The following is a 23,935-nucleotide window of genomic DNA, read 5'->3' as shown; positions in this document are numbered from 1 at the left end:
GCCTCGCATGTCAGACAGCCGGCTCGCGGAAGCCGCCCACTTCAACTTCGCGCGCCACGAGACCTTCGCGCCGCGATTCGGGTGGCTCCATAAGGCATACATGCAGGTGAAGGACCGCCCGGACACGTTCCTAGCGGATGACGCACCCGTTCTTCTCGGGGTCGGCAAGAACATGTCCAATGCCATGAGGTATTGGTCACGGGCTTTCAAACTGACCCGCGAGTTCCCAGGCGATGATGCCAACGCCCGCGCATTGTTCTCCTACCCCACGTGGGAGGCACGGTGGCTCCTCGATGAGAACGGTGCCGATCCTTATCTAGAAGAGCAGGGCAGCCTATGGCTGCTGCATTGGTGGCTGTTGTGCTCCCGGCCCGGGGCAAAGAGCTGGGCGCCGTCCTGGTATGTCGCTTTCCAGCTCGCGCCGTTCGCGCGGTTCTCAGCGCCCGACCTCACCCAGCTGATCGCGCGACACGCGAACTTGTCGTACGCAGAAGCGCCTGCGGAAGCATCCGTTATCAGGGACGTCGACTGCATTACCAAGATGTACGTTCCAGCGAAGCGGGCCAAGGGCGGCGCGCCCGGCGCGCTTGAAGACCTGCTGGCTTGCCCCTTCCGTGAGCTCGGCCTGATGGAAGCGGTGGACCATCCGACCTCCGGACGTGCCGAGTGGGAGTTCACGACCGGCTCGCGCATCTCCTTGCCTGACCGCGTGGTGGCGTACGCCTGCCTCGACTACGCCGCTCAGACCACCCGCAGTGCCGGGTCTATTTCCCTCGCCCGGCTCGCCAACGAGCACGGCGCACCCGGGCGGGCCTTCCGCGTGCGTGAACCTGACATTGCCGGAGCCCTGGAGCGGGTGGCCGCCACCACTGCGGGCCTGCAGGTGGTGGAGGCGGTCGGTCAGCGCAGTCTGGCGTTCACCTCCGACCCGTTCGATCTGGCTTGGGATGTTTTGGACGCCCAGTACGACAAGGTCCGGGAGAGGCCGGGCTTCCCGACCCGCGAGGACTGGGGCCGCAGCTATCCCAAGCTCGCCGAAGCTGAGGCGCGCGAACTCAAGCTTCAGGACGTTTTTGAGCCGCAGCTCGCCCTGATCGAGGAGACACAGTGACCACCGAGACCCCCACGCGGTCCAGCGCCGCCCGCATGTCCTCCGGTGGCCCGCAGTTCCCGGCCGGTGTCCAGGTGATCGGTTCGCGTATGCGCTCCACCAATGTGGAGCGCGATGTCTTGGACGAACTGCACTCCCCGTATATCGGTGCTCGGGCAGTCGACGTGTTCGATCGGGTTGCCAACGCCCTCGGCGACCTGCGCCGTCCCAGGTCGTGGTCGTTCACTGGACCTTATGGCTCGGGCAAGTCCACCCTAGCCAATCTCATCGACGCGACTCTCGGGTGCGACGAGAGCCGGCGCGCCGAGGCACACGCTGTGCTGGCCACCGTCAGCCCCGGCCTGGCGCGGCGCCTGGCCACATCTCGTGACCAACTAGCGCCGGAAGGTTTCCTTGGCGCTGTCGCGACCGCCCGGCGCGAGCCTCTCGTTACCACCCTGTCCCGTGCCCTGCAGACCGCCGCCAAGCGGCGCTGGCCGTCCAGGACACCCAAGGCTGTCGCCACCGCGCTGGCGCGGTGCGATGATCCTGCCACCGCCAAGCCCGAGGACATCGTCGCTGCCGTCACCGCCCTGTGCGCGCAGCAGCCTCTCCTGCTGATCATCGATGAGTTCGGCAAGACCCTGGAGCACCTTGCCGGGCACAGCGAGTTCTCCAGCGCGAAGGACGACCTGTTCCTCCTGCAGGATCTCGCGGAGAAGAGCGCTGGCAGCCGTGGCCTGCCGTTGTTCATGATGACACTGCAGCACTTGTCGTTCATGGACTACGCTGCCCACTCCAGCGAGCTGCAGACCCGCGAATGGGCCAAGATCCAGGGCCGATTCGAAGACATCACCTTTGCCCCCCACCTGGGCGACTCGGTCCAGCTGATGCGCCGCCGACTCGATCAGTCCGCTGTTGCGGAGCCCGGCCGCAAGCTCATCTGGGCGCACGCCGAGGCAGCCGAGAAGGCCTGGCGTGATCACGGCCTCAACGATGTCGTGGACCTCGCGGTGCAGGACTTCGCCGACCTCTATCCCCTGCATCCGTTGACCGCGGTCGCGGCGCCCTTCCTCGCGGCGCAGATCGGTCAGCACGACCGCAGCCTGTCCGGGTTCCTCAACAACGACGAGCCCCACACGATCCGCCGCTCACTCGCCTCGTTCTCGACTGACAAGCCGCGCCGGGCGAGCACCGTCCAGCTGCCCCAGCTGTACGACTTCTTCCTCGACTCCGGCCGAACCTCGTTGCTGGCATCAAGCAACGCCAGCCGCTGGATCGAGATCGAATCCCGGGTCACCGAAGCCAATGGCCTGTCCACTGCCGAGCAGCGCCTTCTGCGCACGATCGGCATGCTGAACCTGATCGACTCCGACGGTGCGCTGCGGGCGACCGCGGCAATGATCTACTTCGCGCTGCACGACCCGGCCGACGCACCCAGTCCCAAGGCGTTCGCCGCCCTGGAGAAGCAGCTCAACGGCCTGGTGGACCGTGGCCTCCTGGTACTCCGCACATTCAACGGCGAGTACCGCGTGTGGCGCGGAAGCAACTTCGACATCGACGGGCGCCTCAAGGAGGCACTCAGCCACCTCGACGAGGCAGCAGTCCTCCAAAGGCTCGGTGACTACCTCCCGCTGGCTGTCGCGGCTGGCCGGCACAGCCAGATCACAGGCATGCTTCGCGCCCTTTTCGTCCGAATCTCCGGTGCCCAGACGCAGCTCATCGAGGGACCCGACGAACTCAACGACCACGCCGACGGCCTTCTCGTCTTCCACCTCGGAACCATGGAGGATCGGCCTTTCGTCGAATCTTCGCTGCCCGTAGTGCTCGGGACGACCGATGAGCCAGACCTAGTCCTGCGTGCTGCCTTCCACCTCGTGGCGCTGGAGGAACTGCAGCGCGACAAAACCCTGGACCCGGTGGCTAGTCGCGAGATCTCCGAGCGGACATCGGCTGCCAAGCGCGAGCTGCTCGAACTGCTCAGCGCAGCATTCTTCCCTCTTACCCAGCGAGCCACCTGGCGCCTGTGGCGCTCGGGCATCACTGCGGAGTCTGGCGAGGGCGAGGTCATCGAAAGCCGTAGCCTCAGCGGACTTGCGTCCATCGCTTGTGACCGGGTGTTCCCTGCAACCCCGCACATTCGCAACGAGATGCTCGGTCGCCATGAGCTGACCAGCCAGGGGGCGAAAGCACGCGGGAAACTGCTGACCGCCATGCTGACCAAGTCCGGCGAACGTCACCTGGGCATCGACAAGTACCCGGCCGAGCGCGCCATGTACAGCGGGGCTCTGGAGTTCATGGGCCTGCACCGGGAGAACAGCGGCACCGCGGACGACTCCTCGACCACGCTGCTGCCCTACGGCTTCTCGCGGCCAGGCCCCGCCCACCCGCACGTGCTGCCCGTCTGGGATGCCCTTGAAATGGCACTCTCGGACGCCCACAAGCGCACCAATCTTGACGAGATCTTCCGCGCCGTCATGGTGCCGCCATACGGCGTCAAGGCCGGCGTGGTGCCTCTGTTGGTGGTGACCGCACTTATCCTGCGCAGCCAGGACGTGGCCCTGTTCGAGGAGGGCTCCTACCTACCGCGCCTGACCACCGACGTGGTGGAGCGGATGATCAAGGCGCCGGGCCGGTTCTCCGTGAAGGCCACGCCACTCGGTGACGGCCTGCGGGAGAGCGTTGTCAAGAAGCTCTCGCTGGCACTGAACGTCGAACCGCCCCGCTCCCAGGCGCTGCGCAACCCGGCCATTCTCTCGGTTACCCGTGCTCTGCTCGAGCGGGTCATGGTGCTCACGCCATACGCGCGCCGCACACAGCGCATCAGCAAGGACGCCATTGCGATCCGCTCCGCGCTGTTCACCGCGCAAGACCCGGACGACCTGCTCTTCCACGCTCTCCCACAAGCCCTATGCCTGGACCCGATCAGCCCCGAGGCTCGCAAAAGCACCAGCGGCAACAAGGGCTACGTCGAGCGCCTGACTGCCGCAGCCGAGGAAATCGCCGGCGCCGACCGCGCGCTTCGCGTCGAGGTCGTCGAGACCATCAGCCGCGAGTTCCGCCTGCCCTCGGCTCTGCCCGAACTGCGACAGGCACTCGCACGCCGTCTCCAAGGCTTTGCCGGTATCTCGCTCAGCCTCGAGCTTCGCGGGTTCGTCGCCATAGCACTGAACGAGGGCTTGTCGGACTCCGACTGGCTCGACCCCGTGATCGTGCGGCTGTCGCACTCTGCCCTGGGCGACTGGTCCGACAACGACGTCACGCTCTTCGCCCGTCGTGTCCGGGAAATGGCCGCCGCGCTCGACCGTGTCAGTCACCTGTACAAGACGGGCGAGGCGGTCGGCGGCGCTGAGGAAGATCTCGAAGCCCGGCTGCTCACCCTGACCGACAAGGATGGTGGCGAGCAGCGCACGCTGATCTACCTGCCCGAGCAGTCCCGGCAGGAGGCGGAGAGCCTCGTTGTCAGTGTCTTGGCACAGGCTAAGAAGGCGCTCGGCCCCGACGGTGCGCGCATTCTGCTCGCGGCGCTCGCCCAGCGTGTGTCCGAGCCTGTTGCCACTACTGCACTCGAGAGGACGGAGTGATCGTGAGTGACGCAACCACCCCGGCGAAGAAGGTCCGGCACGTCCTGGGATTGTCCGGGGGAAAGGACTCCTCCGCACTTGCCATCTACATGCGTGACCGCGTGCCGGAGATGGAGTACTTCTTCTGCGACACCGGCGCTGAACTGCCCGAGACGTACGAGTACCTCAACAAGCTCGAGGCCGCGGTCGGCAAGCCGATCACGCGGTTGAACACCGACCGGGACTTCGACCACTGGCTCGAGGTCTACCAGGGCACTCTACCGAGCCCCCAAATGCGCTGGTGTACGAAGAACCTGAAGATCAAGCCTCTGGAAGAATGGGTCGGCGAGGACGAGGTGATCTCGTACGTCGCAATCCGAGCGGACGAGAACCGGCTCGGCTATGTGAGCACCAAACCCAACATCACCGCGGTCTTCCCCTTCCGTGAGGATGGCATCGACCGGGAGGGCGTCGGCCGCATCCTCGACGAGGCCGGCACCGGCCTGCCCGGCTACTACGAATGGCGCACCCGGTCTGGCTGCTACTTCTGCTTCTTCCAGCGCAAGCACGAGTGGGTCGGCCTCAAGGATCGCCACCCCGAGCTCTTCGACAAGGCTGTTGCGTACGAAGAGAAGGTCCGCCACCAGGACACCGCGATGCAGGGCCGCGACTACACGTGGTCTCAGGGCGAGTCCCTGCACCAGCTCATAGAGCGGCGAGAGGAAATTCAGGCCAAGCACGAGGCGAACCTCGCCCGAGCCGCCAAGCGGATCAAGCCCAACCGGCCACTGCTGGAGGTCCTCTCGGACGCACTCGACGCCGATGACGACGAGGCGGGCTGCTCCGTCTGCCATCTCTGAATCCCTCGATTTCAGTCAAGAGTCCGTTTGATGGCAAACAGTCATCAAACGGACTCTTTTCTGTCTCGCTCACCGACTGTCGGTACGGCGTGTAAGGATGTGTGCGCTCATCACACGCCGTCACCCAGTCGGAGCACATGAGGAATGGCGACACCAGACACGGTCGCGCGCGCAGTCATCCGCCACCGCCTGGACGCCAGTCCCGCTCTGGAGCTCCAGTTCGGCATCACACCGATGATGGACGTGTCGGGCCTCCAAGTCCTCCAGGACGACCTGAAGCGACTCGCATCCCCGTGGGAACGGCTCGTCGCAACCGAGAGCATCGCCATAGCGATTCCCGACGAGCCAGGCGTCTACATGTTCGTCTGGCGCCCCGCGATCAAGCTGGCCATGGCAGACCGGACCGAGGGCAGCTTCCACCAGGTCCTCTACATCGGGCACGCGGGTGGAGCGGGGGAACTGGGCAACACGCTCAGAAATCGGTACCGAAACTACAAGAAGCACCTGCGGGGGAACCCCGAGGACCTCTGGACCCGAGAACCCCCGACCAATCGGGACGACCGGCTTACTTACTACCTTGCCCTGCGCCCCCTGGAGTACTGGTTCGCGACAGTCGACGACAGGTCGATGATCAGGAACCTGGAAAGCCGCCTGATCCACCTCTACAACCCACCGATCAACACCCGGGGCGGTCCCACTCTGCGCGGTCGGCTCAGCACCATCCCCAGACCAGCGCTCCGCTCCTAGGCCGCGCTCGCTCGCCCCCTGACATCGAGGTACCTCCATGCCGTCCAAGACGTTCGTTCCCGCCTTCGAAGCGAAGGTCGGCAACTGGACCTACTACTCCTGCCTGATGAGCTACGCCCAGGTAGCCCGAGAGATTAACTTCGCGCATGAACTCGGCGGAAACCGCGACCTCGGTACCATGATCCAGCGCGGCGTCGGCACGCGGACGCAGTACATCACCGAGTACCTGCTCACCAACGAGAACCGCTTCCTGGGTGCTCTCATCATCGCGGTGTGGGGTGGGGACCCCAACTACCTCTCGGTGACGATGGATGCCGAAAATCAGGCCGTCCTCCAAGGGCTGGACCGCAACTTTGGCGTCCTCACGTTCGACGGCACCCAGCAGTTCTTCGCCCTCGACGGCCAGCACCGGCTCAAGGCCATCAAAGACGCGATCAAGCAGAACCCGGAGCTGGGAAACGAGGACATCAACGTCATCGTGGTACCACACTTCGACACTGATGAAGGCCGGCGCCGCACCCGGCGGCTCTTCACCAACATCAACCGGAACGCCAAGAGCACCAACCTGCAGGAGAACATCGCCCTCGATGAGGACGACAGCTTCGCCATCCTCACTCGGCGTCTGCTCGACGATGACGAGTTCCTGAAGCGGGACAAAGTTGTCCTCGTGTTCAGCAAGGTGGGCCAGGACGGCGAACTCGTTTTGGCTCAACGGTCGGTCTCCGCGTCGAGCCCGGCCTGGAGCACCATTGCCGTTGTCTACGACATCGTCAAGGAGATCGGCTACGACCTCCCCTGCACTACCGAACAGTCCAAGCAACGAGCGACCGACGAACTTCTCGACCAGAGCTTCGAGATCGTCGCCGTACGCCTCCGGGAACTCCTTGACGCGTGTGGCAACTTGCGTCAGCGCTACCTCGCCTCAGTGTCACCGAAGGACGTGCGGGCGCCCAAGGGCCGCGACGGCGCCGGTCACCCGTTCATGCGCCCTGCCATCCAGAACCAGGTGGCGAAGGTGGTTCGGCACATCCTGGAGCAGGGAGCCTTGGAGTGGCCGGAGATCATGAAGCGGCTGTCGGCGCTTGACTGGAAGATGACCTCGGCCCCGTTCTCCTCCATGTGGATCGAGACCCCGGAAGGTGCCAAGGCCAAGGGCAAGATGGCCAGTGGCAACACCCAGCTTCTGTATGACCTCCTGCAGGTCCACGTCGCACCTCGCTCTAAGGCCCAGATCAGTCGGGCGCTGCGCGCCTATGCTGACGTGATGAAGACTAAGTACCCGATTCCGGCTGAGGAGTTCTTCGCGCTTCTCCCGGTCGACGCCGACTGAAGTCGAAGGGCGCTTGGCTAACCGAGATGCGCCTTGCTGGCTCTACTCCTGCGCGCTGCTGATGACGAACCGTCAGCCGGGCTTCTTCTGAAGGGCGCCACATATCGCCAGGCCAGCACGAAGTCGAAGTCCACATCCTGGCTGGACAGATGCGCGACGCGCGGTCAATCTCGCGAATCGCACGCCAGCTCAGCATTGGAAAAATGGCCGAATGTCCGGCAGCGCCAGGACGCCGACTCATGCAATCCACCACCGTCGGACGACGAGCCTACGACCAGGCACCGACACCTCCCGGGGCCTCTGAATGCGTGAGCGATGCGTGAGCGGAGGTGCTCACGCATCGCATCACGGGACGGTATCAGCGGGACGCGGTGGTGTGCAGATCCGGACAGAACTGCACACCGCTACCCGCCCCAACACCCCTTACCACCACCGCTGTCTAGCTTTTAATCCGCGGGTTCAGGGTTCGATCCCCTGACGGCCCACTCGCGTCAGGGCCGGCTTTAGGCTTCTGACCAGCACGAATACCGCGCACTGCGGTCTTCTTTACGGCCCTGGACCTCTGGTCCGGGGCCGCTTGCGTGAGCGGACGTCCCAGTGTCAGGTCACACAGGAGCGGCAGGGCTTCATCGGTCGGCGCGGCGACTTGGTCTTCGGCGGACTCGACCACCTTCGCGGCACGCGGGACGATGCGACCGGCGGCCTCGGCCAGGGCCCGGTCGACCTGCGGCAGCACGCTGAATGGTGACGTCGGGTATGGGCCTGCTGTGTAGGAGGATCTGTGGCTGCGGGTGGTCGCGGCACTGGAGTCGCGGCGGGTACGGCGGTTCCACAGGGAAGTCGGTCACCGGATCGCCCAGGGAATCCGGGCCGGTCCGGAGCCACTTCCGCCGGACCGAACTACTCCCCGTAGAGGGTGGGCAGGTCGACCAGGAGGATGTTGTCACGTCGGCCCACCAGTTCGATCAGGTCGGGGTAGAAGCCGTGCAGGGAGTACAAGGCCAGCGTGGTGCCGGAGGTGTCGTACCCCTGGTCGGCCAGCAGAGTGCAAATGTGCTCCAGACGTTGCAGGTCTCCGGTGCCGCGGCGGGCGGCGGTCGCCTTGGCCTCCCCGATGAGGGCGATCTTCGCGCGGGGGGACTGCGGTCGTTCGCCGGCGGCCAGGGCGATGACGTCGACCTCGTGCTTGGTCCGGGCGGCCGGGTCGGCGACCTCGGTGGTGCCGACCGGTCCGGGCAGACTTGTGGGCAGCAGGCTGTAGGCGTAGCGGCGGGTGAAGTCGCGGGCCAGGTCCTCGAAGTGCGGTCCGAGGATCTTGGAGTTGAAGGTCGGGGCGGCCTGCTGCCACACCTGCTCGGCGAAGCCCTGCTCCACTGCGGCCGCCTGCGGCAGCGTGATCAGCTGGTTGAAGCGGATGACCGGGTCCGCGAGCGTGATGACCGGGTGCCGGGTACGCAGGATGTCCTGCTCACGCCGGATATACCCGGTCGACTCCAGCACCCCGAGAGGGTGGGCAACGGCGTTGCGCGGACGCTCAAGGGCCGCGCCGATCTTGGTGGGGGTGGTGGCGCCCTGGGCGATGGCGGTGAGGATGTCGTAGTACAGCGTGTGCTGCGTGATCCGCGGGTCCTCCCGCAGGAGGTACTCGGTCTCGGTGCGCGAGTACACCGCGCGGCCCGGGTCGAGGAGGGTGCGGGTGAGCCAGGCATCGAAGCCGTCGTCCGGATGCGGGCGGGCGGCCACCGGCCGGTAGCCGGGTGCACCGCCGAGAACCGCGTGCACCTTCAACGCGGTCAGCGGATCCTTGATCTGCCAGAAGGTGCGGCTGTCCCGGTAGTCGAACGGCCCCAGGCGCAGGTCGACCACGGCCCGGCCCCGCAGCGGCTTCGTCCCCGACAACAGCTCATGCATGACACTCATCGCGGAACCGCACAGGATCAACCGCGGGCCCGGCCCGTCCCCGGGCCGCGCGCCACGCTGACGCTCGTCGTAAAGCTGCTGGAGCAGGCCCGGGATCTCAGGTGAGTGCTGCAGCAGGTACGGCAGCTCGTCGATCACCAACAGCGGGTGCGGTGAACGGGCGGTCACATCCAGGGCATTGGACAGCACATCACGCCAGTCCGTCAGGCGCAGACTGCCGGACCGCAGACCGGCATGGGCAGCGATCGCATCGCTGAATCGCTGGATCGCAGGCAGCCGCCCCTCTTCCCGGACCGCCGTGACATACAGGCCGCCGACCTGCTCGGACAAGGCCTGCAGAAGGTACGACTTCCCGTGCCGCCGTCGCCCGGACACGATGCCGAGCCGCATCGCGGGATCCGGATCAGCGAGGAACTCCGCGAGAAGGTTCCACTCTCGGTCCCGGTCGACCACGTCGCCCGGCTTGGCCGGCAGACCGTTCTCCATCGGATCTCCCACACATTGACTGCGACTGATTTTGTCGAAGTCTACTTCGACACAATCTCGCTGGGCTTCACCATGACTGCTACGGCAGCAGAGCCCGGGAGCACGGAGGCTGTCCCAAAACCCATCCTGACCTGCTGTTATTTATGCCTTGGAGGGGCGTAATGATGTGAAGCCCAGGAGAGTCGAACGTCCGGCGGCGCCAGGATGCCTGCTCAGGAAATCCACCATTGTTCGGATGGACGCGGCCAGGTACAGACCACTCCCAAAGGCTCTGCATGCGTGAGCGATGCGTGAGCGGAGGTGCTCACGCATCGCGTCACGGGGCGGTATCAGCGGGACGCGGCCGTGTGCAGATCCGGACAGAACTGCACACCGCTACTCGCCCCAACGCCCGCTACCGCCACCGCTGTCTAGCTTTTAATCCGCGGGTTCAGGGTTCGATCCCCCGACGCCGACGAACGCACCGGCCTGGACGTCCCCGGCGTACTGCTCGCCACCGCCGGCTCCACCCTCCTCGTCTTCGGCCTGGTCAGCGGCCCGGATGCGGGCTGGGCATCGGTCCGCGGCGCGGGCGCGATCGGCCTGGGCGTCGTGCTGCTCGGCACGTTCCTGCTCGTCGAGCAACGCACCCGCGACCCGCTCGTACCGCTTCGCCTGTTCGGCAACCGCAGCCTGGCCGTCGCCATGGCCGCAATCCTGGTCTTCCAGAGCGGCCTCGGCGGCGCCTATTACGTCTTCACCACCTACCTCCAGAACGGCCTGGGCTACGGCGCGCTGCGCACCGGCCTGGCCTTCGTACCGGTGACCGTGTTGTCGGTGTTCGCCGGCATGCGGCTCGGTCCCGCGCTGATTGGCAGCCGGGGCCTGCGGATCACGCTGTTCGCCGGGATGCTCGGCAACGGATTGGGCATCGGCGCGCTCGCGCTCGGCATGTCGGCCGACGGCCCGTTCGCGGCGCTGCTGCCGGGCATCCTGATCTGGGGCATCGGCGGCGGTGTCACCTTCACCGCTGTTCGTCACCGCCGCCTCCGGTGTGGCCGCCGGCGAGCAGGGCATCGCCTCCGCCCTGGCCACCACCGCCCAACAACTCGGCGGCGCGGCCGGACTCGCCGTGCTGATCGCCGTGGCCAACGCCCACCTCGACCTCGACGCCGGCCCGGCCTCCCCCGCCGACCTCGTCGACGGCCTGTGCACCGCCGGCCTCGTCGCGGGCGCGGCAGCCGTACTCGGCGCGTTCCTGGCCCTCGCCCTCAAGCGCCCACCGACCACCGCATCGACGCCGACGCCAACGCTGCCCCCGGTCGCGCCCTCGCCGTCCCCGACCCCGACCGAACCCGCCACCGGGACCGCCGCCCACCCCACCACGCACCCCAACACCACCGAATCCGCCGCGCATACACCTTCTTCGGCTGATCCCGAGCGCCCAAAAACCTGGAACCCAGGCACCCGCCGCCCCCACCACACCACGCGAACGATGGGCCCCGACCACCCGGTCGGGGCCCATCGCCGCGCACACCTCGTCCGCTCGACTCACACCAGAACGTCCACCCTCACCGCCGACCCGTCCGACCCGTCCGACCCGTCCGAACCTTTCGACCCGTGCAACGCACCCGACCCGTTCGACTCTGCCGAACCCGACGCGGCCTCCGCCTGCCGCCTCGGCAGCAGCTGCACCAGCGCCGCGACCGCCGCGCAGAAGGCGGTCAGCAGCCACAGGCCGTTCACGAACGCGTCCCCGAAGGTGTCGGCTGTCGGCGCGTCACCCAGCGTGTCGTAGAAGACGATGCCCACCAGGGCCACCCCGAGCGCGCCGCCCACCTGCTGTGCCGTGGAGAGCAGGCCCGCCGCCGAACCGGCGTGCTTGGCCCTGATGCCGGCCAGTACCGTCGCCGCCATTGGACCCATCACCAGGCCCATGCCGAACCCGGTCAGCGCGAGCCCCGGGATCAGCGCCAACGTCTCGTGGGTGCCGGACAGCGTCTCCACCAGCACCACATGTCCCAGACCCTGCACCAGCGCGCCCGCCGCCAACACCTGTCGACCCAGCTTCGCCGCGATCCGGCCCGAGATCGCCGAGGACAGGAAGTACCCGACCCCCAGCGCGATGAACAGCAGCCCCGAGTCCAGCGCCGACATCCCGTGCCCCATCTGCAGGTAGAGCGCCAGGATCAGGAAGAAGGCGGCGTTCACCAGGCCGTACACCAGCGCCATCGTGATGCCGACCGAGAACGGCCGCTCGCGGAAGAGCACCGGGTCCACCAACGGCGCACCGCCGCCCTGACCCAGCCGGCGCTGGTACAGCGTGAACGCGCCGAGCAGCAGCGGAGCGACGCCGAGGGACAGCCACGTCCACAGTGGCCAGCCCTGCTCGCGGCCCTGGACGAGCGGCAACACCACGGCGACCAGACCGAACGTGATCAGCGCGGTTCCGACCAGGTCGAGCCGGGTGCTGCCCTCGCCCCGGCTCTCCGGCACCAGCCTCGGAGCCAGCACCAGAGCGACCACACCGACCGGCACGTTGATCCAGTAGATGCTGCGCCAGTCGAGTCCGAACAGGTCGACCTGGATCAGCGCGCCGCCGATGAGCTGACCGAAGACTCCGGCGAAGCCCATTGCCAGTCCGTAGGCGGTGAACGCCTTGACCCGCTGCTCGCCGACGTACAGCACGTTGACGATCCCGAGCACCTGCGGCATCAACAGCGCCGCCGCCGCACCCTGCAGAACCCGGGCGGCGATCAGCATCTCCGCGTTCCCGGCCAGCCCACAACCCGCCGAGGCGAGGGTGAACAACCCCAGGCCGATCGCGAACATCCGCCGCCTGCCGTAGATGTCCCCGAGTCGACCGGCCGTGATCAGCCCGGCGGCGACCGCGAGGCCGAAGCCCGCGACCACCCATTGGATCGCGGCCGGAGTGGCGTGCAGGTCCTCCTGAGTGGCCGGGATCGCGACGTTGACGATGAAGAAGTCCAGCGTGGTGATGAAGATTCCGGCGAGCAGGACCAGCAGCGCACCCCACGACTGCCGAGGCGTCGATGCCTGTGCTGCGGGAGCCGTGGCCGTCGTGGCGGCGGACATGGGTGATTCCTTTCCGTTCCGGGTGAAGGCGCCGAACGGCGCGCGAGAGAGGTCGTGATGCGTGAGGTCGTGATGCGTGAGGTCGTGATGCGTGAGGTCGTGATGCGCGAGAGGCCGAGACCGCGCAACGAGGTCGAGCGGTGCAGGAAGAAGCGCACGGCGCGACAAGAAATAGAGAAGAGAACGCGAAACGCGCCACCGCGAGGACACCGGGGGCCGGGCGCTGACGTGGCCCGGCCCCGGATCCGTCGAGCGGGTACATCACCGGATCACAGACCCGCCGGAACCTTGTCCAGGAAGCCGCTGACCAGGGTGATCCGGCCGTCCTCGGCGACGTGGATCACGTCGAAGCCGACCGCGATGGCCTCCTCGCCCGCCGGGCCGAGGTTCCACGTGAAACGTGCCAGGTCGTGGTGGCCGTCCACCGCGCCGCCGAGAGTGAACACGAGGCCCGCGAACTGCCCCTGCACCGCGCCCAACGTGGCGTCGATCGCGTCGTGGCCCTCGGCCACCACCAGCGGGTCGACGTAGCGGGCGTCCTCGGTGTAGACCTCCTCGACCAGCTTGCGGCGGGTGGCCGGGTCGGCCTCGTTCCAGGTGGCGATGTAGCGCTCGGCGAGGGCGGTGAAGTCGATGTTCGTGGTCATGGTGACCGTCCTTGTGCTTCCTCCGGGCTTCCGGCTGTTCCGGCGAGCTCCGTTGCACATGAACCTACGGAGCCCCGTACCGACCGGAATCAGTCCCGCATAGGTACTTTGGCGCAGGAGGGATCAGTACGAGGGATCAGTACGAGGGATCAGTGCCGGCATCGGCACCACGAATCGACACCACGGATCGACACCAAAAACCCGCACGAGGAGCCCGCACGAGGAGCCCGCACCAGGAACCCGCACGAGGATCGACACCGCCGGGAGATCGGTGGACATGGGGGACGGCAAGGCATGTTGTACGGACGAGACTCCGAACTGAGAACAATCGAGCGCCTGCTCGCCGACGCCGAGGAGGGCCGCAGCGGCGTGCTCGTCGTGCGCGGCGAACCCGGCATCGGCAAGACCGCGCTCCTGGATCACGTGCTCACCGGCACGAGTGTGCGCACGCTCCGGGGCACCGGGGTCGAGTACGAGGCCGAACTCCCCTACGCCGGACTGAGCCTGCTGCTCCGCCCGGCGCTGGGACACCTGGACCGGTTGCCCGACCCGCAGCGACAGGCCCTGGCGGCCGCGTTCGGGCTCGCGGCGGGCGAGCGTTCGGAGCCGATGTTCGTCGGTCTGGCGGTGTTGTCGTTGTTGTCCGAGTACGCCGGCGACGGCCCGCTCCTGTGCGTCGTGGACGACGCGCAGTGGCTGGACCGGGCCTCCCACGACGCACTCGTGTTCGCCGCCCGCCGGCTGTACGCCGAGGGCATCGCGCTGATCTTCGCCGCCCGCGAGGACCGGCACGCGTTCGCGGCGCAGGGCCTGCCCGAACTGCCGCTGGCCGCACTGCGACCCGAGCACGCGAGCGCGCTCCTGGACGAGCACGCCCGGGACATGTCCGCGACCACCCGCTCCCGCGTGCTCGCCGAGTCCCGGGGCAACCCGCTCGCGCTGATCGAACTGCCGGTCTCGTTGGCCGGTGAACGGTCCGGCGGCACCCTGCGCCCGGGCGCGCTGCCGCTCACCAGCCGGCTCCAGATCGCCTTCCACGGCCAGGTCACCCGGCTCGACGAGCGGACCGGGATGTTGTTGCTGCTGGCCGCGAGCGACGACTCCGGCGACCTGGGCATCCTGCTTCGGGCCGGGGCCGGGTTCGGCGCGGGCACCGCCGATCTGGCCGCCGCCGAGGAGGCGTCGCTGATCGTCGTCGACGACGACCGGCTGCGCTTTCGGCACCCGCTGATCCGGGCCGCGGTCCAGCAGCGTGCGCCGATCGACCGCCGGCTTGCCGCACACCGCGCGCTGGCCGACGCGTTCGACGCGCCCGACCACGCGGATCGGCGCGCCTGGCACCTGGCCGCCGCCGCGACCGGTGTCGACGAGCCGGCCGCGACCGCGTTGGAGAGCACCGGCGAACGGGCTCGCGAACGCAGCGGTCACCTCGCCGCCGCACTGGCCTACGAGAAGGCCGCACGGCTGAGCCAGGACGTACCGGCGCGCACCCGCCGCCTCGTCCTCGCGGCCGAAGCCGCCTCCGAGGCAGGCGAGTTGGACCGGGCTCGCACATTCGCCGAACGGGCCCAGTCGACCGCGACCGACGACGCGATCCGGGCCCGGCTGTTGCATGTGCGTGCGCTGTCCGACTTCTGGCAGGGCGCGTTCACCAACGCGCACGAGTTGTTGCTCCAAGGCGCCGCGCTCACCGCCGGGAGCCGGCCCGAGCGCGCGGCGCGCATGCTGCTTCAGTCCATACACACCGCGTGGTACCTGGGCGAAGAAGAACTCCGTTTCACTTTGCGGGAGTTGGCAGCACTGCACCTGCCGCCGACGGCGCCGGTGACCCCGGTCGTCGAGTTCATGATCGCCGCGTTCCCGCCGAAGGAGAACGCCGAGCAGCCGGACCCCCGGCACGCTGAGGACGGGCACCCGGACACCCGGCACCCGCAGAACGGGCGCCCGGCGGCCGGGCATCCGGACACCGAGCGCCCCGACCTGGGCGACCTGATCCGCATCGCGCCCCGGACCGGCAACGAAGAGCAGCGCGACCTACTGCTGGCCTGCGGCGTCGGACTGGCCCTGGGCCAGGACGTGGACGCGCACCACATCGCGTCGCTGTTCGCCCGCGAGAGCCGGCTGCACGGCGGAATCGGCCGGTTGCCGACGATCCTGTTCTTCGTGGCCGAGGCCGAGATCTTCGAGAGCCGACACACCGACGCGTTGGCCACCGCGTCCGAGGGCCTGCGGATCGCGCAGGACAGCGGGCAGCAGCAGTGGATCAGCCAGTTCGAGAGCGTGCTGGCCTATTTGGCGGGCATCTCGGGCGACGAGGAGGCCGCCCACCGGCACGCCGACGCAGCACTGGCCGGCGGTGTGGGCAGCGCGATGCCGGCCGGCGCGCCGTGGTCCGCGTGGGCACTGGGACTGCTGGATCTGGGCCTGGGCCGCCCCGAGTCGGCGCTGAACCGGCTGGAGCGGCTCGCCCGCGAACCGCTGCGGCATCACATCAGCGCGACCCGCTCGATCCCCGACCTGGTCGAGGCGGCGGTCCGGTTCGGCGCCCCCGAACGGGCGGATGAGCCGCTGGCCCGCTTCGAGCAGTGGGCCGGGCGGGTCGACCAACGCTGGGCCGACGCGCTGGTGCTGCGCTGCCACGCGCTGCTGGCGAGCGACGACGTCGCCGAGGAGTTGTGGCTCGCCGCACTGGCCCGACACGAGAGCGAGCGCCGGCCGCTGGAGCGGGCCCGGACCGGACTGCTGTACGGCGAGTGGCTGCGCCGACTGCGCCGCAAGACCGACGCGCGCGACCGGCTGCGCACCGCCCTGGCGGAGTTCGACCGCCTCGACGCCCGGTCCTGGGCGGATCGCGCCCGCACCGAGTTGGGCGCGATCGGCGGCAGCGCGACACCCCAGGGCCCACAGCCCGCCGGTGTGCTCGCGCGGCTCACTCCGCAGGAGCTGCAGATCACCCGGCTCGCCGCGCAGGGGTTGTCCAACCGGGACATCGCGGCGCAGCTGTTCCTCAGCCCCCGCACGGTCGGCCACCACCTCTACAAGGCCTACCCCAAGCTCGGCATCGTCTCGCGCACCGAACTGACCGCGATCCCGGAACTGGCCGCGCTCACCGGCTGACCCGCAACCACCACCGCCGATGCCCGGACCACCGATCCCCCCGGCTCGCCGATTCGTGAACCACCGGCCGGGGACCACCGGCCCCGGGACCACCGATCCACAAACCACCGATCGCCGCGCCCCCGCAACCCGGCGATCAGCCACCGACGTCGATCCGCACGGGCCGATTCCAATCCGCCGCAACCCGGCGCAGTACCGGGTGTTCGGCTCCGCCACCGGCCCGGATGTGCTCGTACAGCGCGCGCAGCACGTCCGCGCCGCCGGCCGCCCACAGCTGTTCGGCGACCCGCGTCAGGGAGAAGTGGTACCACCCGAAGTTGATCGCACCCCGCTCGAACGAGCGTTCCATGTCCGTGAGTTCGCGAATCGGCGTGACCTCGACCGGCAACTCGTCCACGGTCGCGGTGAAGGCCCTCAGGGCCGGCAACAGTTCCGGCTCCACCTCGTGCGTGTAGCCGACCATCGCGAGATTCGCGTGCAGCTCGGCGATCCACATGCCCGGGTAGGCGGGCCAGGCCTGATCCTGGAAGAGGTGGGTGAGTTCGTGCACGGCCACCAGGTCGAAGTACGGCCGCAGTGCGGGCGGCTCCCCGTACTCGGCGCGCACCGCCGCGGCTGCGCCCGCACCCAGGTGCGGCCGGATCGCCGCGAACAACTCGGTGCCGAACCAACCGTCGTCGGCGGCCACCCGCAGGTGGTCCTGCGCGCCCTGCGGCGTGCCGTACAGCGGCACCGTCGCCACGCCGTCCCAGTCCGCCGCATCCGCCACGGACAACCGGATGCGCGGTGCGAAGCCCAGTCGTTCGGTCAACCACGCGGCGGCACGGTCCACGCGCTCCGCGACGCACGCGGCCCGCTTCCGCGCGCCCGGGCTGTACCGGACCGTACAACCGAAACCGTCGAGTGTCGCCAACGCTGCCACGCATACCTCCGAATGAGCTCGCCCGCCACCATAGGCACAGCGATCCCACCCCCGCCCGGATTTCCCCGGCCGCCAAACGATCCTGCCGATCCGCCGGCCCGGACCCGCGCCACCCGACCACCCAGCCATCCAGCCACCGCGCCCCCGACCACCGACCACCGACCACCGCCGTGGACGATCCGGGCACCCGGCGCCCCGACCAGGAAACGGGCGACCGATCCCCTCAGGGCTTCCAGAGCAGATCCCGGCCGGATGCGCCGACCGCCCGCTCGAAAGCGGTCGCCCCCTCGGGCACGGCCACCGGCACCGCGAAGCCGTCGTACTCGCGGTACATCTGCGCATACCCAGCCACGATGCCCTCGACCGCCTCGCCCAGCTCCGCCGACGCCCGGTAGTCCTGCCCGGTCGCCCGGGCCACGTCCCAGCCGTGCAGGACCAGCTCCAAGAGCAGCATCGCGGCGATCTCCGGCGCGGGCATCGTCCCGCCGCCGCCGAAGTCGATCTCGCCCTCCCACGCGGCCGGCTCCGCCCACGCCGCCACCCCGCGCCGCAGCTGCGCGCCGTAGGCGTCGGCCCAGTCCGACTCGGCCACGAAGTCACGTGCGGTCAGCTCCTCGGGCAGTGCCGTGCGCCGTGCCCGGTGCTCCATGCCGTGCGAGGTGAAGACGACCCAGTGGTTGAGCAGGGCGCGGGTGTCGTATTCGGGGCACGGCGTCGGTCCGGCGATCTGCTCGGGCACAACGCCGTGGGCGAGCCGATCGGCTTCGGCGGCGGCTTCCACGAAGTGGTGGTGAATGTTCATGGATACGACGCTATGCGGCCCCCCGGAGCCGGTCTTGAACAAACGCGACAGCCCCCGAGCACCGGCGCCGTCCGCCTCGCCGGGCCATGTCACAGGCACCGTCTACGGTGGTGGGATGAGGCTTCCCTACCGCCCTCGCGGGGTGCTGCGCGCGGCCGTCGCGCCCGGCGCCTGGGACCTGAGCCTGTACGAGCCGGCCGCCGATCTGGCGCCGTTCGTCGACTACCACTGGATCGTGCGCTGGGATTTGCGCGGTCGATCGCCCTACCGGCAGAAGGTGCTCTCCCATCCCAACGTGCACCTGGTCTTCGAGCAGCCGCACCCGGCGGTGTACGGCGTGGTGCGGGACGTGTTCGAGCGCGAGCTGAGCGGCGCGGGTCACGTGTTCGGGATCCGGTTCCGTGCGGGCGGCTTCCGGCCGTTCCTGAGCGGCCCGGTGGCGGCGCTGACCGATCGGGTGCCGCCCGCGGCCGACCTGTTCGGCCCGGGCGTCGTGGCCGTGGGCGAACGGGTGCTCGGCACCGTCGACGAGTCCGACCGGGTCATCCTCGTGGAGTCCTGGCTGCGCGGCGTGTTGCCCGCACCGGCCGACGCTCCGACCGGCGTCGACCCGACGATCGCCGAGGTGGCCGCGATCGTCGAGCGCATCACCACGAATCCGAACCTGTTCCGGGTCGACGACCTGGCCCAGGAGGTCGGCGTCCCGGTCCGCCGGCTCCAGCGGCTGTTCGCCGAGTACGTGGGGGTCGGCCCCAAGTGGGTGCTCCGCCGGGCCCGCCTCCACGAGGTCGCCGATCGGGCCGAGCACGGCGACGGGATCGACTGGGCGGCGCTGGCCGCCGCTCTGGGCTACGCCGACCAGGCCCACCTGACCCGCGATTTCACCGCCGCGGTGGGCACCGCACCGGGCCGCTACGCCAGGACCTGAACGCCCGCAGACCCCGGGCGCGGCCGGCGCCGCTCGGGGCCGGATCGTCCGCTCGCCGAAAATGCAATCCTTGACGGGTGCCCACCACGCTCGTCGAAACCCAATTCCATGCCGTCCTGAGCGCGTCCGACGACGCCCTGGAGGACACGATCGACCTCGGCGCGTCCCTGCTCGCGGCCTCCGCCGCCGACTGGCCGCAGATCTCGCGCGCGGTGCTCGCCCTGTACGAGCGCACCGCGGACGGCTGCTGGCGACGCGGCTGGCAACCCGCCGACGTGGTCCGCGCGGTCACCCGCGAGCTGGGCGAACGACACGCCCCGATCGCCGCCGACCTGGTCGCCGCACAGGCCCGCAGCCACCCGGGCACCGGCCGCCGATGGACCGCCCAGCTGCGCGACCTGGACGCGAGCACACCGTGGTGGAGCTCGGACGACGCCTACCTCACCGAGCTGGGCGCCCGGGAGAACCTGGACCGTTTCGGCACCGCCGCACGCGTGCTCGAACTGCTCCGCTCGATCGCCCGACTGCCCGCCATCGAGCCGCTCGCCGCCGCCTCCTTCCAGGAGCCGGTCCGCAACCGGCCCGCGACCGGCGAACCCCGCCAACTCGGTCGGGTGCGCGCCCTGCTCGCCAAGGCCGAGTCGAGCGAGTTCCCGGAGGAGGCCGAGGCGTTCACCGCCAAGGCGCAGGAACTGATGACCCGGCACCGGATCGACGAGGCGCTGCTGGGCGCGCAGGAGGGCTCACGCCACGCTCCCGCCGCCTGCCGAATCGGCGTGGACAATCCGTACGAGGGCGCGAAGGCACTGCTGCTGGACGCGGTCGCCGACGCCAACGGCTGCCAGGCGATCTGGTCGAGTTCGCTGGGCTTTTCCACCGTCGTCGGCTTCGACTCCGAACTGGACGCGGTCGAGTTGCTCTACACCTCGCTCCTGGTACAGGCCACCACCGCGATGAACCGAGCCGGCTCGCGCTACCACGAGTCCGGCCGCTCCCGCCGCACCAAGACCTTCCGCCAGTCGTTCCTGATCGCCTACGCCGACCGGATCCGCGAGCGGCTCACCGCTGCCAAGGAGGAGGCCGAGGCGAGCGCGAACGAGGCCGCCGAGAACCGCCTGCTGCCGGTCCTGGCCGCCCGCGACGTCGCGGTTCGGGAGACCACCGAGCGCATGTTCCCGACCAAGACCACTCACCGCCTGCGCGGTCGCGACGCGGACGGGTGGCGCCATGGCCAGGCCGCCGCCGACCGGGCCGAACTGGGCCTGCGGGGCAAGCTGGACCGGGGCGAGCCGGCCCGCTCGTAGGTCTGCGAAAGCATCGGATCCGCGAAACCAGCGCATCCGCGAAGCCATCGAACCCGCCAGGACAACAAAGCCGCGAAGGCATCAGAGCCGCGGCAACCAGTTCCCCCGCTGCGCCGGCACCGCCGAGGGGCGCGGCCCACAGCGCCCCTCGGCGACCGCCCGATGCGCCTGACGCGGCGTCATACCCGGTCCCGTCAACGGCTCGACGTCCTCCAGACGGAGCGGGTCGCCGCATACCGAACAGACCACGGCCGGTTCCGCCTCGTGCCCCTCGGACCCACCGTGCCGGTAGACCACCGGCGGCCCGGTCTCGTCCGCGAGCCAGGTGTCGCCCCACTGGCCGATCGCGACGAGCACCGGAAAGAAGTCGCGGCCCTTGGCGGTCAGCACGTACTCGTGCCGGGGGCGCCGCTCCTCGTACGGGACCCGATCGAGCAGGCCCTCCTCGACCAGGAGATTCAGCCGCTGCGCCAGCACGTTGCGGCCGATGCCGAGGTTCTCCTGGAGATCCTCGAACCGCCGGACCCCGTAGGACGCCTCCCGCAACACGAGCGGCGTCCAGCCGTCGCCGAACAAATCGAGGACGCGCGCGATGGAACACGGCCAGGTTCCGAACGAGGTCCGCTTCATGTCGCCACATTACTGAGCGGGGCGGGATCGATACGCGATCGATCCCGCCCCGCTCAGTGTTTTTGACTACACGTCAGTTACAGCTCGGTCACCCGGCGCTTACGCGTCGCGCTTCCACCGCGGCTTGCGGTCGCCCGCCGCCGGGCCACCGGCCGGACGGTCGTAGTGACCGTCCCGACGCGGCGCACGGTCGTGCGAACGGTCGCGGTCGCCGTAGGACGGCCGGTCGTTGTTGTACGTCGGACGGTCACCGCGCGGAGCGCGGTCGTTGCCGTAACCGGGACGGTCGCCGGTACGCGGCGCGCGGTCCCCGTACGACGGACGGTCGCCGCGGTAGCCACCCTCGCGCCGCTCGCCGCCGCCGCCGTAGGACGGACGGTCGCCGGAACGCGGTGCGCGGTCCCCGTACGCGGGACGGTCGCCGGTACGCGGCGCCCGGTCGCCGTAGGCCGGCCGGTCACCCGTGCGCGGAGCGCGGTCGCCGTTGTTGTACGCCGGACGGTCGTTGTAGGCGGGGCGGTCGCCACGCGGGCCGCGGTCGCCCGACGGACGGTCGCCGCGGTAGCCACCCTCGCGCCGCTCGCCGCCGCCGTAGGACGGACGGTCGCCGGAACGCGGCGCCCGGTCCCGGTCGCCGTAGGACGGACGGTCGCCACGCGGCGCGCCGCCACGACGGTCGCCGCCGCGGTCGCTGCCGTACGGCGGACGGTCGCTGCCGCGGTCGCCGCGGTAACCACCCTCACGCCGGTCGCCACCGCGGTCGCCCCGGTCGGGACGCTCATAGCGCTCGGTGCGCACCGGCACGTCGCCGTTCTTCGCGGCCTCGGCCAACTCGGCCGCCTTGCGGCGCAGTTCCGCGGCCTCGGCCTTGAGCTCGATGATCCGACCGGCGAGCCGCTCGGCCTCGGCCTCGGCCTCGACCGCGGCGTCCGCCACGGACTGCGCCTTGACCTCGGACAGCGTGCGCGCGCCGGTCAGCTTGCGCATCTCCGGGTCGTTGGAGCCCTGCACCCGAAGGCGGGTCGGCTCGACACCGGCGTCCTCCATCAGGCGGTCCACCGTGCGGCGCTGGTGCGGCAGCGCGAGGGTGACCACCGCACCGGCCTCGCCGGCGCGCGCGGTACGACCGGCGCGGTGCAGGTAGTCCTTCGAGTCGGCGGCCGGGTCCACATGCAGGACCAGGTCGATGCCGTCGACGTGGATGCCGCGGGCGGCGACGTCGGTGGCGACCAGGACCGGCGTGCGGCCCTCCTTGTACTCGGCCAGGGTGCGGGTACGCGCGCCCTGGGTCATCCCGCCGTGCAGGGCCTCGGCCCGGACGCCGGCCTCACGCAGCTGCTGCGCGACGCGGTCGGCACCGAACTTGGTCCGCACGAAGATCATCGTGCGCCCGCGACGGGCGGCGATGGCCGCCGTGACGTACGTCTTGTCCTTGGGCTGTACGACCAGCACGTGGTGCGACATGGTCGTCACCGACGACGCGTGCGGGTCCACCGAGTGGGTGACCGGGTCGACCAGGTACTTGCGGACGATCGCGTCCACACCCTTGTCCAGCGTCGCGGAGAACAACATCCGCTGGCCGCCACCCGGGATCAGGTCGAGCAGCGCGGTGACCTCGGGCAGGAAGCCCATGTCCGCCATCTGGTCGGCCTCGTCGAGGATGGTGATCTCGACGTTGTCCAGCACGGCCGAACCGCGGTCCACCAGGTCCTGGAGCCGACCGGGGGTGGCGACCAGGATCTCCACGCCGCGCTCCAGCGCGAAGATCTGCTTCGGCATCGACATGCCGCCGGTGACCGTCTTCATCCGCAGGTCGAGGATGCGACCGTAGGGCTCCAACGCGTCGTGCACCTGCATCGCGAGTTCACGCGTCGGCGTGAGGATCAGCGCGAGCGGGCGACGGGCCCTGGCCTTGCGACCCGACAGGCGGGTCAGCATCGGCAGGCCGAAGCCCAGCGTCTTGCCGGAACCGGTACGACCGCGGCCGAGGATGTCCTTGCCGGACATCGCGTCCGGCAACGTCGCCGCCTGGATCGGGAACGGGTGGGTCACGCCGCGGCGCGCGAGCGCGTCCACGACGTCCTTGTGCAGACCGAACTCGGCGAAGCTGGGGCCGGTCGGTTCGGGCACGGCCTCGGCGGCGACCTCGTCCGAGGCGTCCTCGGCCTCGTCGAGCCCGGCCTCGGCGGCGGCGTCGTCCTCGACGCTCGCGTCGACGTCCGCTTCGGTGTCGGTGTCCACATCGGCGTCCGCCGCGGCTTCGTCCTGCGCCGCGAGCTCGGTGTCGCCGTCATTGGTGTCGTCGTTCTCGACGACCTCGGGAGCGATCTCGGTAATCTCCGCGGCGACCTCGGTCACCTCGGCTGCCTGCGCACCCGCCACACCCTCCTGCACCTCGGCACCTTCGGTACCGGGCATGGGCGTAGCAGTGTCATTGGCATAGGGGGGCATGCAAAACCTTCCGGATGCGGCCCGTCTCGAAGGTCCGCAGCCGAAATGTGGTCGCACGAGAAA

At 69.3% G+C, this 23,935-nt stretch carries 17 protein-coding genes; 8 read left to right on the top strand and 9 right to left on the bottom strand.

What is annotated here, in order from left to right; genetic code table 11:
* Window positions 1–7 precede the first annotated feature (7 nt).
* The 5 genes from ABZS54_RS13690 to ABZS54_RS13670 all read left to right on the top strand — a co-directional run bounded on the left by ABZS54_RS13690 (window position 8) and on the right by ABZS54_RS13670 (window position 7,590).
* The gene (locus ABZS54_RS13690; protein ID WP_355534398.1) at window positions 8–1,111 is read left to right on the top strand and encodes a DUF4007 family protein; all 1,104 of its coding nucleotides are present in this window, start codon (window positions 8–10) and stop codon (window positions 1,109–1,111) included.
* Entirely contained in the window at window positions 1,108–4,674 is a 3,567-nt protein-coding gene (locus ABZS54_RS13685) for an ATP-binding protein (RefSeq protein ID WP_355534396.1), read from the top strand. The genes ABZS54_RS13690 and ABZS54_RS13685 overlap by 4 nt, the downstream gene beginning before the upstream one ends.
* 2 nt (window positions 4,675–4,676) lie before the next feature.
* The gene (locus tag ABZS54_RS13680) at window positions 4,677–5,513 is read left to right on the top strand and encodes a phosphoadenosine phosphosulfate reductase family protein (protein ID WP_355534394.1); all 837 of its coding nucleotides are present in this window, start codon (window positions 4,677–4,679) and stop codon (window positions 5,511–5,513) included.
* Window positions 5,514–5,657: 144 nt separating this feature from the next.
* A complete protein-coding gene (locus ABZS54_RS13675; RefSeq protein WP_355534392.1) occupies window positions 5,658–6,260 on the top strand; it encodes a hypothetical protein in 603 nt (200 codons plus the stop codon).
* Window positions 6,261–6,297: 37 nt separating this feature from the next.
* On the top strand, window positions 6,298–7,590 hold the full coding sequence (locus ABZS54_RS13670) for a DNA sulfur modification protein DndB (protein ID WP_355534390.1): 1,293 nt from the start codon (window positions 6,298–6,300) through the stop codon (window positions 7,588–7,590).
* Window positions 7,591–8,490: 900 nt separating this feature from the next.
* Here the strand turns inward: ABZS54_RS13670 and ABZS54_RS13665 are convergent.
* The 5 genes from ABZS54_RS13665 to ABZS54_RS13645 form a co-directional block, all read right to left on the bottom strand.
* Window positions 8,491–9,996: an ATP-binding protein gene (locus ABZS54_RS13665; protein WP_355534388.1), complete on the bottom strand. Its 1,506-nt coding sequence runs from the start codon at window positions 9,994–9,996 to the stop codon at window positions 8,491–8,493.
* A gap of 417 nt (window positions 9,997–10,413) precedes the next feature.
* Window positions 10,414–11,016, bottom strand: a complete 603-nt coding sequence (locus ABZS54_RS13660) for a hypothetical protein (RefSeq protein ID WP_355534386.1) — start codon at window positions 11,014–11,016, stop codon at window positions 10,414–10,416.
* A complete protein-coding gene (locus ABZS54_RS13655; RefSeq protein ID WP_355534384.1) occupies window positions 11,000–11,365 on the bottom strand; it encodes a hypothetical protein in 366 nt (121 codons plus the stop codon). Before ABZS54_RS13655 ends, ABZS54_RS13660 begins: the two co-directional genes overlap by 17 nt.
* Before the next feature lie 161 nt (window positions 11,366–11,526).
* Window positions 11,527–13,071 carry an MFS transporter gene (locus tag ABZS54_RS13650; protein ID WP_355534382.1) on the bottom strand — a complete coding sequence of 515 codons (1,545 nt, stop codon included), beginning with the start codon at window positions 13,069–13,071 and terminating at the stop codon, window positions 11,527–11,529.
* A 269-nt stretch (window positions 13,072–13,340) separates the two neighbouring features.
* Complete coding sequence (locus ABZS54_RS13645) at window positions 13,341–13,718, bottom strand: nuclear transport factor 2 family protein (protein WP_355534380.1); 378 nt, start codon at window positions 13,716–13,718, stop codon at window positions 13,341–13,343.
* Window positions 13,719–14,012: 294 nt separating this feature from the next.
* Between ABZS54_RS13645 and ABZS54_RS13640 the strand changes: the two genes are divergently transcribed.
* The gene (locus ABZS54_RS13640; RefSeq protein ID WP_355534378.1) at window positions 14,013–16,835 is read left to right on the top strand and encodes an AAA family ATPase; all 2,823 of its coding nucleotides are present in this window, start codon (window positions 14,013–14,015) and stop codon (window positions 16,833–16,835) included.
* A 136-nt stretch (window positions 16,836–16,971) separates the two neighbouring features.
* Here the strand turns inward: ABZS54_RS13640 and ABZS54_RS13635 are convergent, their stop codons facing one another.
* Complete coding sequence (locus ABZS54_RS13635) at window positions 16,972–17,757, bottom strand: hypothetical protein (RefSeq protein WP_355534376.1); 786 nt, start codon at window positions 17,755–17,757, stop codon at window positions 16,972–16,974.
* Between the two features lie 223 nt (window positions 17,758–17,980).
* On the bottom strand, window positions 17,981–18,559 hold the full coding sequence (locus tag ABZS54_RS13630) for a TIGR03086 family metal-binding protein (protein ID WP_355534374.1): 579 nt from the start codon (window positions 18,557–18,559) through the stop codon (window positions 17,981–17,983).
* Between the two features lie 115 nt (window positions 18,560–18,674).
* Here ABZS54_RS13630 and ABZS54_RS13625 point away from each other — a divergent pair, with 115 nt between their 5' ends.
* Both ABZS54_RS13625 and ABZS54_RS13620 read left to right on the top strand, forming a co-directional pair.
* Window positions 18,675–19,487 (top strand): AraC family transcriptional regulator, encoded by an 813-nt coding sequence (locus ABZS54_RS13625; protein ID WP_355534372.1) that lies wholly within the window; start codon window positions 18,675–18,677, stop codon window positions 19,485–19,487.
* A gap of 77 nt (window positions 19,488–19,564) precedes the next feature.
* The gene (locus tag ABZS54_RS13620; protein WP_355534370.1) at window positions 19,565–20,791 is read left to right on the top strand and encodes a DUF2786 domain-containing protein; all 1,227 of its coding nucleotides are present in this window, start codon (window positions 19,565–19,567) and stop codon (window positions 20,789–20,791) included.
* A gap of 81 nt (window positions 20,792–20,872) precedes the next feature.
* On the opposite strand, the gene ABZS54_RS13615 is transcribed toward ABZS54_RS13620, so the two are convergent.
* Both ABZS54_RS13615 and ABZS54_RS13610 read right to left on the bottom strand, forming a co-directional pair.
* The gene (locus tag ABZS54_RS13615) at window positions 20,873–21,421 is read right to left on the bottom strand and encodes a helix-turn-helix domain-containing protein (protein ID WP_355534368.1); all 549 of its coding nucleotides are present in this window, start codon (window positions 21,419–21,421) and stop codon (window positions 20,873–20,875) included.
* A gap of 99 nt (window positions 21,422–21,520) precedes the next feature.
* A complete protein-coding gene (locus ABZS54_RS13610) occupies window positions 21,521–23,839 on the bottom strand; it encodes a DEAD/DEAH box helicase (RefSeq protein ID WP_355534366.1) in 2,319 nt (772 codons plus the stop codon).
* Between the last annotated feature and the right edge of the window lie 96 nt (window positions 23,840–23,935).

It is taken from the genome of Embleya sp. NPDC005575, assembly GCF_040605455.1.
GTDB lineage: Bacteria > Actinomycetota > Actinomycetes > Streptomycetales > Streptomycetaceae > Embleya.
This window is presented reverse-complemented; position numbering and strand designations above follow the sequence as displayed.

Bases quoted from the DNA above. Each gene is read 5' to 3' on its own strand.
- ABZS54_RS13690 (WP_355534398.1), top strand. From the start codon at position 8: ATGTCAGACAGCCGGCTCGCGGAAGCCGCCCACTTCAACTTCGCGCGC.
- ABZS54_RS13675 (WP_355534392.1), top strand. From the start codon at position 5,658: ATGGCGACACCAGACACGGTCGCGCGCGCAGTCATCCGCCACCGCCTG.
- ABZS54_RS13670 (WP_355534390.1), top strand. From the start codon at position 6,298: ATGCCGTCCAAGACGTTCGTTCCCGCCTTCGAAGCGAAGGTCGGCAAC.
- ABZS54_RS13665 (WP_355534388.1), bottom strand. From the start codon at position 9,996: ATGGAGAACGGTCTGCCGGCCAAGCCGGGCGACGTGGTCGACCGGGAC.
- ABZS54_RS13650 (WP_355534382.1), bottom strand. From the start codon at position 13,071: ATGTCCGCCGCCACGACGGCCACGGCTCCCGCAGCACAGGCATCGACG.
- ABZS54_RS13645 (WP_355534380.1), bottom strand. From the start codon at position 13,718: ATGACCACGAACATCGACTTCACCGCCCTCGCCGAGCGCTACATCGCC.
- ABZS54_RS13640 (WP_355534378.1), top strand. From the start codon at position 14,013: ATGTTGTACGGACGAGACTCCGAACTGAGAACAATCGAGCGCCTGCTC.
- ABZS54_RS13630 (WP_355534374.1), bottom strand. From the start codon at position 18,559: ATGAACATTCACCACCACTTCGTGGAAGCCGCCGCCGAAGCCGATCGG.
- ABZS54_RS13625 (WP_355534372.1), top strand. From the start codon at position 18,675: ATGAGGCTTCCCTACCGCCCTCGCGGGGTGCTGCGCGCGGCCGTCGCG.
- ABZS54_RS13615 (WP_355534368.1), bottom strand. From the start codon at position 21,421: ATGAAGCGGACCTCGTTCGGAACCTGGCCGTGTTCCATCGCGCGCGTC.
- ABZS54_RS13610 (WP_355534366.1), bottom strand. From the start codon at position 23,839: ATGCCCGGTACCGAAGGTGCCGAGGTGCAGGAGGGTGTGGCGGGTGCG.